General features: G+C 37.5%; 7 protein-coding genes. 6 read left to right on the top strand and 1 reads right to left on the bottom strand.

The features are described from left to right. The first annotated feature begins 5 nt into the window (after window positions 1-5). From MTN97_RS01825 to MTN97_RS01800, 6 genes are all read left to right on the top strand, one after another. Window positions 6-4,964 (top strand): AAA domain-containing protein, encoded by a 4,959-nt coding sequence (locus MTN97_RS01825; RefSeq protein ID WP_248473528.1) that lies wholly within the window; start codon window positions 6-8, stop codon window positions 4,962-4,964. Between the two features lie 5 nt (window positions 4,965-4,969). After that, window positions 4,970-6,358: a hypothetical protein gene (locus tag MTN97_RS01820; protein WP_248473527.1), complete on the top strand. Its 1,389-nt coding sequence runs from the start codon at window positions 4,970-4,972 to the stop codon at window positions 6,356-6,358. Between the two features lie 25 nt (window positions 6,359-6,383). After that, entirely contained in the window at window positions 6,384-9,689 is a 3,306-nt protein-coding gene (locus MTN97_RS01815; RefSeq protein WP_248473526.1) for a type I restriction endonuclease subunit R, read from the top strand. 95 nt (window positions 9,690-9,784) lie between these two features. Further along, a complete protein-coding gene (locus MTN97_RS01810; RefSeq protein ID WP_248473525.1) occupies window positions 9,785-11,509 on the top strand; it encodes an SWIM zinc finger domain-containing protein in 1,725 nt (574 codons plus the stop codon). A 241-nt stretch (window positions 11,510-11,750) separates the two neighbouring features. Further along, window positions 11,751-13,895, top strand: coding sequence for an AAA family ATPase (locus MTN97_RS01805; protein ID WP_248473524.1), 2,145 nt, complete (start codon window positions 11,751-11,753; stop codon window positions 13,893-13,895). Then, the gene (locus MTN97_RS01800) at window positions 13,895-15,223 is read left to right on the top strand and encodes an McrC family protein (RefSeq protein ID WP_248473523.1); all 1,329 of its coding nucleotides are present in this window, start codon (window positions 13,895-13,897) and stop codon (window positions 15,221-15,223) included. The genes MTN97_RS01805 and MTN97_RS01800 overlap by 1 nt, the downstream gene beginning before the upstream one ends. Before the next feature lie 54 nt (window positions 15,224-15,277). Here MTN97_RS01800 and MTN97_RS01795 read toward each other — a convergent pair whose 3' ends face one another. After that, the gene (locus MTN97_RS01795; RefSeq protein ID WP_248473522.1) at window positions 15,278-15,958 is read right to left on the bottom strand and encodes a hypothetical protein; all 681 of its coding nucleotides are present in this window, start codon (window positions 15,956-15,958) and stop codon (window positions 15,278-15,280) included. Window positions 15,959-16,033 lie beyond the last annotated feature (75 nt).

Raw genomic sequence — 16,033 nt, 5'->3', positions numbered from 1 at the left:
TAAATATGGATATAAAATATTGGCAGGGCGGCCTTGAACGTCATGAAATAGATGCAATTGAAAAAATAAAAAATGTATTAACTGGACCAAAAAAACAAAGCAACAAGGGTAAAAATAATAAAAAAAGCCAAGGTTTTGACGCGCTCAACACACTAAAAACCTCATTTAATGAGGGTTGGAAAGGGTATGCGGGTTTTAGGTTTATTAATAAAAATCAGCAAGGCGAAATAGATTTACTGATTGTAACTCACTGCAATATTTTAATTGTGGAATTAAAGCATTGGAATGGACAACCTATTACCTCAAATAACGGTAAGTGGTTTTTTGGTAATGATGACAGGGGCAAGTCGCCTGTTGAAATAACCCGCAATAAAAAGTTTTTGTTAGATAATTTACTCAAGCCTTTTAGGGGCAAATTTAGTAATGGTCAGCATATACCGCGTGTATACCCATTAGTGGTTATGACCGGTACGAGCGATTTTACTAAGTTACAAAAAAATGATTTAGCCGAGACAATGAGCTTAAATGATTTTTGTAGGTTATGTACCAATGAGCGTGTTTTTAATGATCGTTTTAGACCTCATCCTGATTCTGCTGTTTTGCTTAACGATATACCTTTATTAGAGAAACAGTTACTCAGTGCTAATAAAGTAGAATCGAAACCATTAACGGTTGATGGCTGGGTTGGGCAAGACGAAATATTTAAACACCCTAATAAAATTTATACAGAGTTTTATGCGCAGAGTGAGTCGGATAAAAACGATCATGCCATTATACGGCGGTGGGAATTTGATAAACTTACTAATACAGAGGCTAAAACGCCAGATGGCCGCTATAAAATAGTATCGCGTGAACGCGAAGTGTTAACCAAAATAAAACGTGAAAACCGTGACTTATACGATCATTGCGTTTCGTCACTTACTATCCCATCTAAAGATAAAATAACTTCACAATACAACGAGGTAGTTGAGCTACCCGAAGGGCAAGAGCGTCTTAACGATTTTATTACTACCTACGGGGAAAACTTATCAATTGATGAGCGAATAAACCTAGTGAGAGTGTTAATTGCCCGCTTTGCTGATTTACACCAATTACATTTAGCCCACCGAGATATTGGCAGCCATAGTGTGTGGTTGAGTACAGGACAGCGTGTGGCGCTTTCTAATTTTATTTCGGCTTTTGAGCGTAAAAAAGAAACGATTGGTGAAATACGTGATGAGCTTTCGGTTTATGAGCAGAAAGAAAGCTTTAGAAGCCCTTATAGCCATGACGTTTCTCGTTTGGCCATTATTGCTTGGGCAATTATTAAGGCTGAGCGTTTAACACCTAAATTTGAGGAAAGTATATCTCAACAGCTTAGTGATTGTGATGAGTGGTTTGGCCCTGTATTGCTTAATGCGTTTACTGATAAAAGCTATGCTAATGCAGGTGAGTTATTTGATGCGTTAATTGATAGCGCGCCAAGCCAAGAAGAAGCATTTACGTTTTCGAGTAATCAGCTTGAGCGTTTTGTACAACATAGCAAAATAAGCAGATTACACCCTGAACTTGAGTTTATTAAAGAAACCGATAGTAAAGAAGTTTACAAAGCCGAAAGTGGTTTAGTTAAGGTTTGGAACAATATTAATCCAACCGATATAAGCCCTGGGCTTGGCCAGCGAACGCTGTTTTTTTTAGAGCGAGCTGAAAAACTACAAAACTTGAATTTGAGTTTTGTGCCAAAAATAGTTGATATTGGTATAACCGCACGAGATAGCGCTTTATATTTGGTTGCACAATGGATTGAAGGAAACGCCCTTGATACAAGCTTGAGGTTTAGGGGGGCAGATATTGTTGCCAAAGCTCTTATATCAAATGTGAGGCATATGCATTCACTTGGTTTTGCTCACGGTGATTTAAAACCAGAGAATATTATAGTTAATGGCGGCGATGTTTTTATTATTGATGTACTCGATTTTCATCATGATGCTAACGAGGTATACAACTCAGAATATAGCCCTATAAATAGCGAAAACTGCACGGCATTTGAGCGAGATAATTTTGCCGTTATGAAAATATGCGCAGAGTTATTGAGAATTGACTGGGGTGAAGAAAGTTCACGCCATCCTGCAGTAAGCACTGCAATAATTAAAGAGCTGCAAGATGTTGATTATGGTTTTAAGGAGCTTACGCGCTTTGAGGACGCTTTTTTAAATCCAGAACAAAGTTTAGAAGTTAAAGCTGAAACCATAAATATTGAGATTGGTGGCGCGCGTACTGATTTTGAGGATATTACTATTTATCCGGATAACGGTAAGTTGTATGTATCAATTGAACAAAGCAATAAAAACCCAGCAGACTTAGTTTTAAGTTTTTGCGGTTTAGGTGGAATACAAAAGTTATTTTTTAATAGAACACAGTTTGAATTTGAACACGGTATGCCGCCTATTAAAAGAGAGAGTATTTCAAGACGAGATATTACCAGTGCAGACTTTGAGGTGCCTTTTGCAATTAAAGTTACACAAGGTAGGGCAAGTAATTTAGGTACTTTAAATCGTAGAATTAAGCAGCTTTATAGCTTCGAAAATGCAATCAAGCAGTTTGAATTAAAACGTAAAGCAGCCAACTTACCTGCTGATACTACGAGCGATAATCGCGTTGAACCATTAGTTGGCTCGGAGCTTAAAAGTGATGAAAGTGCAGTTGAGCCAATTTCTACACGTGAGTTATGGAAAGCTATTATACAAACTGAGTCGGAGTCTCACCCTTATGTTGAGCTCGTCAGTGAACCAACGCCATACAAAGATAACAAAGAGTTTATTGTTTTGCCGTATGAAGCAGACAAAGATCCGACTGATGCTTTTACTGCAAAAGATGATGTTGAGGCCATTATTGTAGATGGGGATGATGAATTTGTTATTGGGCAAGTTAATTTATCAAAATCGGATTTAAATAAAGTTACTCTTTCAAGCTTTTCGTATCGAGTTAACAAACTAAAAGAAGAAGATGTGATCTTTTTTAGGAGTAAGGCCGATAAGTCTTCTTTTGTTAAGCGTAAAAATGCGCTTACCCGCATAATTGAAAACGACTCGGTTATTGAAAATTTAGCTGACTATTTTGAACCTGATTGCCAGCACGATCCTATTGATTACGAACATAATGTTACAAGCGAGGACTTTGCTCGCTACGACAGAAGCGATGATAATGGCAACACAATAAAACTAAACGATAAGCAACGAATCGCGTTTCAAAAATTATTACGCTATGGTCCGCTTTCAATGTTGCAAGGACCGCCAGGCACGGGTAAAACAGAGTTTATTGCTGCTTTTGTACATTATTTAGTGGAGAAGTTAGGAACGCAGCGTATTTTATTAGTTAGCCAATCACACGAGGCGGTAAATACTGCGGCAGAACGTATTCGAAAACACTGTAGTAGATTGGATACTCCGTTAGATGTGGTGAGGTTTAGTAGCCGTGAGGCGGCTGTTTCTTGCTCGCTACGAGATGTGTTTTCACACAATATGGTTAATAAAAAAGCGGAGCAATTTTCTTCTCATTTAAAAAATCGTGTAATGTCTTTAGCTAAATCATTAAAAGCACCTAAAGAATATTTAGAGGCATTTGTAGAACTAGATAAAAGAGTTCTCTCGATTATTGATGAACAACTCAGTGCATTAAAAGAACTAGAGAACAAAGAGCTAGAGCCGAAAGATAAAAAAGAGCTTAAAAAGCAAATCAACGAACGTAAAACTTTAATTAATAGTCGATTACCTAGAGATATCAGAACGAATAAAGATTGGCACGACGATTTAAGTACAGTGGGCGATACCTTAGTTAAAAACTTGAATTATGAGCATGCAGTACAGGCTAATGTTGCTCATAGCGTTAAGCGTTTAATAGCATTATCGAAAGATATGCTAAAAGTAATGAATTCTGGTAATGCAAACTTAGATGAATTTTTTGCTCGGTCTCGCCAACTCGTAGCTGGTACATGTGTGGGTATAGGTAATTGGCATATAGATATTGCAAGTAACCAGTATGATTGGGTTATTATTGATGAGGCTGCACGCTCAATAGCGAGTGAATTGGCAATAGCCATGCAAGCCGGTAAAAGGGTTTTATTGGTTGGTGATCATCAACAACTACCCCCTTTGTATTCAGAGCCGCATAAGCAAGCACTAGCTAGAAAGTTAGGGATTAAATCGGGCAGTGATGTTGATGAGTTAATTGAAAGTGACTTTGCTCGAGCATTTAATTCTTATTACGGCGAGCAGATAGGCGCTAAATTACTAGTGCAATACCGAATGGCACCGGCCATTGGAACTTTAGTATCGCAATGTTTTTATAAAGGCGAGCTTGAGAATGGTGAACGAAAAATCCCAGATATTTACGCAGATGTTACTCCTCAATTAGATGCTGTTTCAACGTGGTTAGATACTTCTTCATTAGGAAAGAAAGCGCATCACCAAGACGGCTCTGGTACGAGTATTTTTAATGATACTGAAGCTCAAGCAATTGTGGGCTTGTTACAGAAAATTGACGAAAATCTAGAGTTTATTAATAAACTTAGTAAGCAAGTAAAAGAAGGTGAAGCTGCTATTGGGGTTATTTGTATGTATGGCGAGCAGAAAAAGCGTATACGACAAAAAATTAAAAAATCAGGGATTTCAGAGTCACTTATGTCGCTACTGAAAATTGATACTGTTGATAGTTATCAAGGTAAAGAAAACCGGATAATTATCTTATCAGTGTCACGTTCTGAACAAAGACAAAGCCCAGGCTTTTTAAGATCACCAAACAGAATAAACGTTGCATTATCGCGAGCGATGGACAGACTTGTAATTGTAGGTGATAAGAGAATGTGGCAAGGAAAAAATAGCGACTTACCGTTTGGTCGTGTAATTAAATTTATGGAAGAAAATAACGCCCCAGGTGATTATGCTTTCGTTGATGTAACCCCTCAAAAGCATAAAAAGGCGGTGTAATTGTTATGGAAAATAATTATATAGAATTTAACGAAGTTGATTATATTGTTCCAGCTGAAACATACAGTATTGAATACTCTTACTTGAGTAAGCAAGGGTTTGCGTTTACAAAAGATTTTCTGCTTCGTGCTTTGCATATATCTCCATTGTCTAAATTTGAGTTAGCATCGTTTTTTGGATTCAATCCACGTGAGCTTGATGTAGCGTTAGAGGAGCCAATTAATAAAAATGAGGTGACTTACTTAGAGGATGGCAGATTATCACTGACGGTATTAAGTAAGGGGTATTTTTCTTCTTTAGACGATAAACCTATGGTAGAAAAGCCTCAATCTCGCTCATCGACGATTTCTTTTGAGCTACTAGGGTTTAATAAAGTCAATAAGCAACATGGAGGTTGGAACACCGGGCTTAGGTTAGCGGCTAATAATGAGATTAAAAGCATGAGCGAACAGCATGCAAAAAGCATGTTTAGTAAACATTTCCACCGTTTAGTAGAGTCGGGTGACTTAGGCAAAATTAGGACTGAGGGTAAATCACTACCAAGCCTTTATTCCGTAGATAAAGTAACAAGAAAAAGAAGTGTTGCTCATAGAGTAAAACGAACGTTTGAGATAGATTTTGATAATAAAGTTAAGCCATTTTACGTAAATAAGATATATGAGAATGATGAGGAAATTAGCCAAGCGATAGCTCAGGATACGGATAACCTTAGGTTGAGTGACAACCTGCAGAGCATAAAACATGCTTGGGATGCGTTTAAGGATATGTCAGTAGAGCGTTTTGTTAAAAGTGATGAAATTGATTTTCGTTCAATGATTGCTGAAATGGCTAATAGTTCAGGAAGTAAACCATACGAATTATTAATAGGCTCATTGTATAGTAGTCAGCCTTGGAGAAAGATTGAGGAGCAGCTAAAGAGGCTTAAGCCTTCAAAACAGCAAGGTGGATTAAAAAAATTAAAATGGATAGGTGCGAATACGCGTTACTGGGGAATGAGTGAAAGCTTTACTAAAGCTAAAGACAGTTTGTTGTCGCACCAAAAGAATAAGAACGAAAACTGTTATGATTTTATGATGTACCTACCATGCGATGACAGGCCTAATGCTGTAGTCAATGGAAGTAAAGCGTGGAAGCATAAGCTTGGTCAATTACCGACTAGCTCAGGTGTTTTAAACGGTTTATTTGATGGCAATGTTGAAGTTATGCTACTGGATAATGAGTTTGCAGGAGTTTGCTATCACCTTTTAATACCAGACTTAAGCCCAGTACATATTCCTTTAGGTTTTTTTACTAGAAATAAGCAATTAATTAAGCAGGTATCTAGTGTTGTAGATGATTACTTAGAAGGCTCAGCAGCATATGATAAGCCTAATTTATTAGGGTTGTTAAACTGAGGTAGCTAGCTCAAAGGACTGAATTATGAAATTTACTGAAGCCAAATTAGAACAAGCGGTGGTTGAGCTATTAGGCGAGCAAGGCTACCCGCATTTATTAGGTGGTGAGCTCACCCGTAGTAACAGCGATGTATTAATTAAAGAAGACCTCCGTGCTTTTTTAACCAAGCGTTATGCTAAAAATAATATTACCACCGGCGAAGTAGACTCAATAATTGCAAAGCTCGAAAAGCTGCCTGCCAGTGATTTATACGAGAGCAATAAAACCTTTTGTAAGTGGCTAAGTGATGGCTTTTTGCTTACACGCGAGCGAGGCAGGGTTGCAGGTAGCGCAGCGCAAAAAGATTTATATGTTCAGCTGCTAGATTACGATAACGTTGAGCAAGGCATTAAAAGTAGCCTAATAGCAGGTAGTGCTATGGCTACTTTAGATAAAGTAAGTGAAGCCAGCGTTACTTATCTGCAAGACGACAATATTTACCGGTTTGTTACCCAGTTAGAAATAGAAAGCCCCACCAGTTACGACAACATTGAACTGCGTATTCCCGATGGCATTTTATATGTAAATGGCTTGCCATTGGTGGTGTTTGAATTTAAAAGCGCAATACGCGAGCAAGCCCCTATTTTTGAAGCGTATGAGCAGTTAACGGTACGCTACAGGCGCGCTATTCCGCAGTTATTTGTGTTTAATACCTTGTGCGTTATAAGCGATGGCGTAAACAATAAAATGGGTAACTTATTTGCGCCGTATCAGTTTTTTTACTCGTGGGGAAAAGTAACGGGGCAAGAGCTAACCGCGCAAGAGGGGATTAACTCGTTACATACCTTATTGCAGGGCTTGTTTGATAAAGCGCGTTTGCGCGATGTAATGCGCAACTTTGTGTTTTTCCCGGATTCTGATAATAAAAACGCAGGCAAAAAAGAGATAAAAATTGTGCCGCGTTACCCGCAATATTATGCGGCTAATAAACTGTTCGAAAATATAAAACGCCACTTAAAGCCACAAGGCGATGGTAAAGGCGGTACGTATTTTGGCGCAACGGGTTGCGGTAAAAGTTACACCATGCAATTTTTAACACGCTTGTTGATGAAAAGCGTTGAGCTTAAAAGCCCCACCATTATTTTAATTACCGACCGAACCGATTTAGACGATCAACTTTCGCAGCAATTTGGCAAAGCTAAAACCTACATTGGCGATGACACGGTAAAAACAGTGACCAGCCGTACTCACTTACGTGAGTTACTTGAAGGGCGTAATAGTGGCGGGGTATTTTTAACCACCATTCATAAATTTACCGAAGACACCCAGTTATTAACCGACCGCACTAACGTTATTTGTATTTCTGATGAGGCGCATCGTAGCCAAGTAAATCTAGATCAAAAAATTACCATTACCGAAAAGGGTGTAAAAAAGACCTTTGGTTTTGCTAAATACCTGCACGATTCACTGCCAAACGCTACCTATGTTGGTTTTACCGGCACCCCAGTAGACGCGACTTTAGATGTGTTTGGTGAAGTGGTTGACTCGTACACCATGACTGAGTCGGTTAAAGATGAAATAACCGTTCGCATTGTGTACGAAGGCCGCGCCGCTAAGGTGTGTTTAAACAATAGCAAGCTGGCTGAGATTGAAGCTTATTACAAAGAATGTGCCGATGCAGGCAGTAACGAGCTGCAAATAGAAGACAGTAAAAAAGCCACCGCTAATATGAATAGCATTTTAGGCGATCCTGACCGCATACGTGTATTAGCAAGGGACTTTGTTGAACATTACGAAAAACGCGTTGAGGAAGGTTCTACCATTGCAGGAAAGGCGATGTTTGTGTGTAGCTCGCGTGGCATTGCCTATCAGCTGTATCAAGAGCTAGAAGAATTACGCCCACAGTGGTTTGATGTAGTAGATACCGATGACGCGCAAACACTATCAGATACCGAGCGAAAGCGCGCTATTAGCGAGGGCCGTATTGCAGCCCCCTCTGAAAAAGTAAAAATGGTGATGACCCGTGGTAAAGACGACGTTGAACGGTTATATAATTTACTTGGCAGTAAAGACGAGCGTAAAGAGCTTGATAAACAATTTAAAAATGCTAACTCAAATTTTAAAATAGCCATAGTGGTGGATATGTGGCTAACCGGTTTTGACGTGCCATTTTTAGATACCATGTACATTGATAAGCCACTGCAAAAGCACAGCTTAATACAAACTATTTCGCGCGTTAATCGCCAGTTTGAAGGCAAAGATAAAGGCCTAGTGGTTGACTACATTGGTATTAAATCTGAAATGAATAAAGCACTAGCGCAGTATTCAAAAACAGACGAAACCAATTTTGAAGACATTGCGGCCTCGGTTATTGAAGTAAAAAATCACTTAGCGCTACTTGCCCAGTTATTTCATAAATTCGACTGCAGCCCATACTTTACCGGTGAAGCCGTTGCCCAGTTAAACTGTTTAAACCACGCCGCTGAGTTTGCGCTAATTACTGAAAAACGCCAAAAGCGTTTTATGGATTTAGTAAAACGTTTAAAAGCCGCTTACGATGTATGCTGTGGCAGTGAAAAAATTAACGAAAGTGAGCGTAACCACATTCACTTTTACCTCGCTATTCGCTCTATTATTTACAAGCTAACCAAAGGTGAAGCGCCCGATACCGCGCAAATGAACGCCAAAGTACGTGAAATGATAAGCGAGGCCCTACAAAGCGACGGCGTTGAAGAGGTATTTAAACTCGGTAATGAAGATGGTGGCGAAATCGACATTTTTAATGACGACTACATTGCCAAAATAGAAAAAATAAAGCTCCCCAATACCAAAATTAAAATACTGCAACAAATGTTAGCCAAAGCCATTGGCGAGCTTAAAAAAGTAAACCAAACCCAAGGCATCGACTTTACTAAACGCTTTGAATCGCTAGTTCAACGCTACAACGAGCGAAAAGAAGACGATGTACTGGTAAGCAGCGTACTAGATGACTTTTCAGAAAGCATGGTTGATATGATTTACAGCGTGCGCGACGAAATGAACGCCGGCGACGAACTAGGCATTGATATAGAAGAAAAAGGCTTTTACGACGCTTTAAAAGCACTTGCCGTTAAATACGACTTTGACTACCCCGAAGATAAGCTAATAGAGCTCGCTCAAGCGGTAAAAGTAATCGTAGACGACAAAGTGAAATTTGTAGATTGGAACCACCGCGAAGACATTAAATCATCACTCAAAGTAGAACTGATCTTAGTGCTGGCAAAATTTAAATACCCACCAATCAGCCGCGATGAAGTATACAAAGAAATATTTGAACAAGCGCAGAGCGTGAAAGCAAATAAAGAGGTGTGAATTAGCCTATGGCTAGAATCGCAATTAGATTATGTTTTAGTAAGAGTTGGAAAAAGGTTAATGCATTTTAATTATGTGGATAAGGACTGACTACCATGTTTGATTTAAATGATATAAAGCAACGCGCGGGCAGCAAAAGCTTAGATCTGGGTTATGGCTTGTATGCGTCAAACCATGTTAGCAAGTTGCTTATTATTGATAACCAGGCAATGGCAACCGTGGCGGGGCAGTTTAAATACAAAGTCACTTTAGAAAATAACGCGGCTGGGCAATGTTTGGCAAGCTGCACCTGCCCTGCAGGCGATTATCAAGAGATATGCAAACACGCCATTGCCGTGGCACTCAAAGTAAACAGTTTATCCGCAGCTGAGTTAGCCGACGTAAATGCTAATGATGAAACAGCGCAAGACAATGAGCGCACTGAACTCATCGCGTGGTTTATGGATAAACCCACTAATGAACTTACCAATATAATCATGGCTTTTTTAGACGAATCAGAGCATGAATACGACAAGTGGGTAATGATGATGACAAACGATAAACAGGCATTGGGCGCAGGGGAGCTAAGTAAACTTATCACCAAAGCGCTGCCTAATAAGCAAGTATGGGGCTGGAGTGAAGTGAATAGCTACTTTGCTGAGGCAAACTCATTGTTTGAATTGATATTGCCTGCAATAGCAAAACTGCCCGTTGAACAGCAATGGAAATTAACCCTTAAAGCCTTGGTGCGTTTAAATGATGTACTTGAAGAAATAGATGATTCTGGCGGCTTTCGCTTTGAAATCGAAGGGCAGCTTAACCAAAACTTGAGCGAGCTATTTAATCAACTACCTTGGTCTGATGAACAAAAAGCGCAGTGGATTTTTGAGCATTTTGCAGACTATAAATACGATGTATTTCCTAGCGTGCCGCATGACTTTGATATAACGCCAAGTGTTAATACCTTGTTTTTATCACAGTGTGCAGCAGTAATAGAAAAACGACTGCAAACAGGCGTTGATTTTGATGACTGGAGACAAAAAAGCGCAGTTACACGCCTTACGTCGGTATTAATAGACCAAGCGAAAGAGCAGGATGATTGGCAAGAGCAACTGCGCTTAATTAAACTAACAGCCCATGATTCAGATGATTATTTAAAAGTAATGGCGCTTTGCAAAGCGCGGAATGATTTGTTAGATGCTGAGTACTATTTACAGCAAGCGTATCAACGGGCAAATAAGCCCCATGAAGTGCTGGCATGTAAACGTGATGAAATAGAACTTCGCCTTGAGTTGTCAGAGTTTAAAGCTGCATGGGTAATAGCGTGGCAGTTATTTATTGATAACCCGAGTTTTAATGGCTTTAAAGATTTACAAACGCTACAACAAAAAACTGGCATTATTGATGCGGAGTTTGCGCAAAAAGTAGAGCAATTATTACTATCTCTTTCAAACCAAGAGAACTATCGCTTTACTAATTACCCGAGCGAGTTACTGGATTTTTATATTGATCAAAATGACATTGAAAAAGCACGTTCATTAGCTGCAAAACATAAGGTTAAGTCGAGCCAGTTGATTAAATTAGCCGATATAATTTTAATGCAATACCCGCAAGAGTCGATTGACTTGTATCATAAATCAATCAGCGACATGATTGGACAAACCAATAACAACGCCTACCGCGAAGCAACTAATCTATTAATTAAAATAGAAAAAAACTTAAAACATACCAATGCTGATTGCACGCTATTGTATGACATGATTGCCGCTCTCATTAAGGACTTTAAGCAAAAACGCAATATGATGAAGTTATTGCGAGAGTACTTCCCGGATTGTTTTTAAATAATAAACAGTGATGAGATATACATAGAGTTATTTGAACAAGCACAAAATGTAAAAGTGATTAGAAAGATGAAAAGACGAAAATTAAGTAAGGTTCTGAAACGTAATAACTAATTGCCTAAATGCGCATTTTACTGTAAGTATAAAGAATATTAATAAATAGAGATGTGTAAATACGTCGTTGTTTATTATTTCAGCTAGTTTTTGTTGTTCAATTTATAAAATATTAAAAGGTAAGCAAATGGAATTTGAAGAGTTTTTCACTATTCATATGGATGATAAAAGTAAGAGCTTCCTATTGTTAAAGAGTAATCAGCAGCAAAAATTATTTGTTGATTCTTTTAACTTGATTCGTGAATATTTCCCAAAATGTGATTGTTATACAATTAATAACGCAAAAGATAATAATAAACGTGCATTTAGGTTCGGTGTTAAGGGTTCTAATGAAAATAAAGGAACACCGTTAATTACACTAAGATTTACTCGAAATCAATTGAGGATATCTTTAAAGAAAGACAGTGTACCGAAAGATAATAGAGTCTTATTTATAGATGATGCGCTTGATCTCAAGCCCCTTTTAAATGGCATAAAAAATAAATTTACAGTTGAAATGGAAGGTAATAAAAATAGTCCAATAGTATATTTACAAGATGAAGAGGATTCAGAAATGGTTACGAGAGATGACATGGATAAATGTGCTAACAAAATAATACCTTCCCCTTTAAATCAAATCTTATATGGCCCACCAGGTACAGGCAAAACTTACCATACAATTGAAGCTGCAGTAAAAGCCGCAGAACCTGAAAAATATAAAGCGTTAGCAATAGATCAAAAGTTAGGTGCAACAGTTGCGCAAAGAAAAGAGTTGATAACACTGTACAAGTCACTTACTAATGATAACCGTATTCGCTTTGTAACATTTCACCAAAGCTACGGGTATGAAGAGTTTGTTGAGGGGTTGCGTGCTCTTACAAATGAAGAAAAGCAAATAGAATATAAAGTTCTACCAGGTGTATTTAAAAAAATCAGTGATGATGCAGCGAACACAAATATTAAGAAAAGCCTCGAGCTTAATGCTAATCCGAGGATTTGGAAGATATCTATTGATGGTGTAAAACCTAGCAAGATTAAAAACTATTGTTTTGAAAATAAAGTGGCTGCAATTGGTTGGGGGTATACCGGTGATATGGCACAAGATAAGCGCTCTCCTGAAGAAAATACTTACTTTGAAGAGTTAACTAGCCAAAATAAAAATACTATTACTCAGTTTTGTTCTGCAATTAATGAAGGTGACTTATTATTATGTATAAGTAGCGCGAAGACTATTCAGGCTGTTGGTGTTGTTAAGGGGGATTACGAATATAAAGAACAAGGGATTTTAGATAGAAATGACTTTCGCCATACTCTGCCAGTTGATTGGTTGAAAACAGATCTTGACCTTGATATTCATTCTTTAAATGGTAATACCAACCTAGTTCAAAAAACAGTTTACGAGCTTGATAGGTTTTCAGAAGCAGACTTTTTTCAGCTTATGGAAAAAAGTGAAATATCATTTGGCCAGAAGCCAGTTCCAGAGTCTAAAGATAATTATGTTTTAATTATTGATGAGATTAATCGAGGTAATATTTCAAAAATATTTGGCGAACTTATTACGCTTATTGAGCCATCTAAGCGAGCCGGAAAAGATAATCTAGAAACATTAAAAGTAACTTTACCTCATTCAGGAAACCCATTTTCAGTCCCTGATAACCTTTATATTATTGGCACCATGAATACAGCTGATAGATCGTTGGCAATGATGGATACTGCTTTGCGCCGTCGTTTTGATTTTACAGAAATGATGCCACAGCCAGAATTGTTTAAAGGTAGAGAAGTTAAAGATATTGATCTTGAGCAGCTGCTTGAAACAATGAATAAGCGCATTGAAGTGCTTTACGACCGAGAGCATACATTGGGGCATGCTTTTTTAATCCCTGTTTTAAACGCTTTAGATAGTGGTGAGGACGATGCAGAAGCAAGCGCATTTACTGAACTTAAAAGCACGTTTAAAAATAAAATCATCCCGCTACTTGAAGAGTACTTTTTTGAAGACTGGAATAAAATTCGCTTAGTATTAGGTGACAACCGAAAAGAAAAAAGTGAATTAGAACAATATATTTTTGTGAAATCGAAAAACGAAGAATATAGTAAAATTTTTGGTGCAAATCATGGTTTAGAAACCTACGAAAACACGAAAACCACATACACCTTAGCTGATTTTAACGCTCAAGATTCAGTATGGAATAGCCCGAAAGCTTATCAAGCTATTTATGACGATACATTGCTTAAAAGTCCTGTGAACATTAGTGATGATGCAGATGAAGTTACATCTTCGAGTGCTCAGTAATGTCGGAAGTTAAAAAGCAAACTACTGTTTTTGAGTTTGGCTATTTAGGTAATGGTGATGATGAAAGTGACAAAGTAAAAGCATCGCTACAGATAAAATCTATTTCTGGAGAAGCATATAATTATCTAAAAAACTTATGTTTATGTGATGACTCAGAAAGCCGATTTATGCGCTTAAAGCAAGTTGATAGCTGTGAAGTATTACAAGTTAAAAACTATGCTGGAGTGATTTTTACACCCGATGGAACCCAAATAGAAGTATTGCCTAAAGTAGCTAAAAATAGTGATGACAGCGCCTCGCGTGCGTCATTACTAATGATGCTTAAATCACTCAGGCAGTTTAGGCACTTACAAACTAATAACGCCAATTTAGCTGAAAATAAAATACCTTTACTAGAGGTTTTTATTAGCCAGTTTTTAGCCTCTGTAAATACCTTAATAAAGCGCGGCCTTAAAAGCGACTATGTACTAAAAGAAGATAACGTTGCCTTTTTAAAAGGTAAACTTTTAGTGGGTAAGCAAGTTAAACACAACTTTATTAACAAACATAAGTTTTATATTGAATACGAAGAGTATTTACAAGATAGGCCGATTAATCGGTTAATCCACACTGCACTTGTAAAAGTGAAAGGCTATAGCCGCAGTGCTAATAACCAAAAACTACTGCAAGAGCTGCTATTTGCTTTTGCAGATATACCATTAAGCAGGAATATTAAAAATGACTTTGCTAGCGTTAAGCTAGATAGAGGAATGAAGTATTACGAAGCACCCCTCGTGTGGGCAAGGCTAATTATTGATGGATTTTCTCCTTTAACGTTGCAGGGCAAGAGTAGTGCATTTTCGTTGCTGTTTCCTATGGAAGCGGTATTTGAAAACTTCGTTGCTCAGTATTTGAAACAGCATATTATAGGTTCCGGGGAAGTATCTGCTCAGGTAAGCACTGAGTCTTTAGTTGATTATGCTAATACCTCTTATTTTGCATTAAAGCCTGATTTATATATCTCACGCGAAGGTGCTATTGATAAAAATAATGACATTGTACTTGATACAAAATGGAAATTAATAAACGAGCAAAACTCTAAACGAAAAGATAAGTTTGGTCTATCTCAATCTGATTTTTATCAAATGCTTGGTTATGGTCATACTTACTTAAATGGCAAAGGGAATTTGGTACTTATTTATCCTAAAACAGAAGCGTTTAAAAAACCGTTTGAGCATAGCTTTAATTACAAAGATGGAAAATTAAAGCTGTGGGTTGTTCCTTTTGATATCGAAGCCCAGTGTGAAAAAAGAATAGATTTGAGCTGTGTTAAAATTGGTACGATTTAGTATGTAAGGTGAGGGTATAAGCAATCAGTATAAGATAAATTAACAAGCTAACAATTAAGTGTTAGCTTTTATAAGCCAAGTATTTTCTAGGTTCTTTGAGTCCATCAATTCATTTAATTGTATTACCTTTAAATAAGCACGTTGGTTTTTATTATGTTTTTGGCTGATATCAATTTTTGAGTTTTCGAATGTAACCGGTGTGACACTGATATAGTGAAAACTATCTAATCTTATGAGTATTTTATTAAGTTTTTCGTTGCTAATATCTGTATTGAGTGCTTTTCCTAATAATTGATAAAGTGGGACGTTATTTACTTCTGCTAAAGACTCCTTATTTCCCTCAGCTATCCAAAAACCCTCATCGTCCCCAAAGTTATTAAGATTTATTTCATTGGTACTACAGATATAAACCATTTCATAAGACCAATGTTCTTGAAAAAATTCATAGAGTGCTAATAAGATTTTTACCTCTAATGGTTGTAAGTGAGGATTGGAGATAACATTTTTCGTAAAACAGTCTTGGTCATCTCTTAGTTTATGAAAAGCAAAGAGTCCACTTTCAGGGTCATTATTATCAAGTTCATGATTATTTATAGTATGCATCTGTAGAAGAGGCCTATGGATATACATTTCTCCGTTTTTATGTCTGGCATAGTACTTTTCTGACTCGATATCTTGATGCTTATTTTTGAGAACTATCGGGTTCTTTGCCGATCCTAGATTTATATTTTTCATAAGGGTCCAAAAAAACTTTATAGCTTTATTTATGCCTCTGCAGGGCCTAAAAAACAAGGGGTTAATAAAAAAACA

This window comes from Pseudoalteromonas sp. 2CM36K (assembly GCF_023161865.1).
Lineage (GTDB): Bacteria > Pseudomonadota > Gammaproteobacteria > Enterobacterales > Alteromonadaceae > Pseudoalteromonas > Pseudoalteromonas tetraodonis.
The sequence above is the reverse complement of the archived record's forward strand: the minus strand, read 5'-3'. Positions and strand labels throughout refer to the sequence as shown.

Bases quoted from the DNA above. Each gene is read 5' to 3' on its own strand.
- MTN97_RS01825 (WP_248473528.1), top strand. From the start codon at position 6: ATGGATATAAAATATTGGCAGGGCGGCCTTGAACGTCATGAAATAGAT.
- MTN97_RS01795 (WP_248473522.1), bottom strand. From the start codon at position 15,958: ATGAAAAATATAAATCTAGGATCGGCAAAGAACCCGATAGTTCTCAAA.
- MTN97_RS01810 (WP_248473525.1), top strand. From the start codon at position 9,785: ATGTTTGATTTAAATGATATAAAGCAACGCGCGGGCAGCAAAAGCTTA.
- MTN97_RS01820 (WP_248473527.1), top strand. From the start codon at position 4,970: ATGGAAAATAATTATATAGAATTTAACGAAGTTGATTATATTGTTCCA.
- MTN97_RS01815 (WP_248473526.1), top strand. From the start codon at position 6,384: ATGAAATTTACTGAAGCCAAATTAGAACAAGCGGTGGTTGAGCTATTA.
- MTN97_RS01805 (WP_248473524.1), top strand. From the start codon at position 11,751: ATGGAATTTGAAGAGTTTTTCACTATTCATATGGATGATAAAAGTAAG.
- MTN97_RS01800 (WP_248473523.1), top strand. From the start codon at position 13,895: ATGTCGGAAGTTAAAAAGCAAACTACTGTTTTTGAGTTTGGCTATTTA.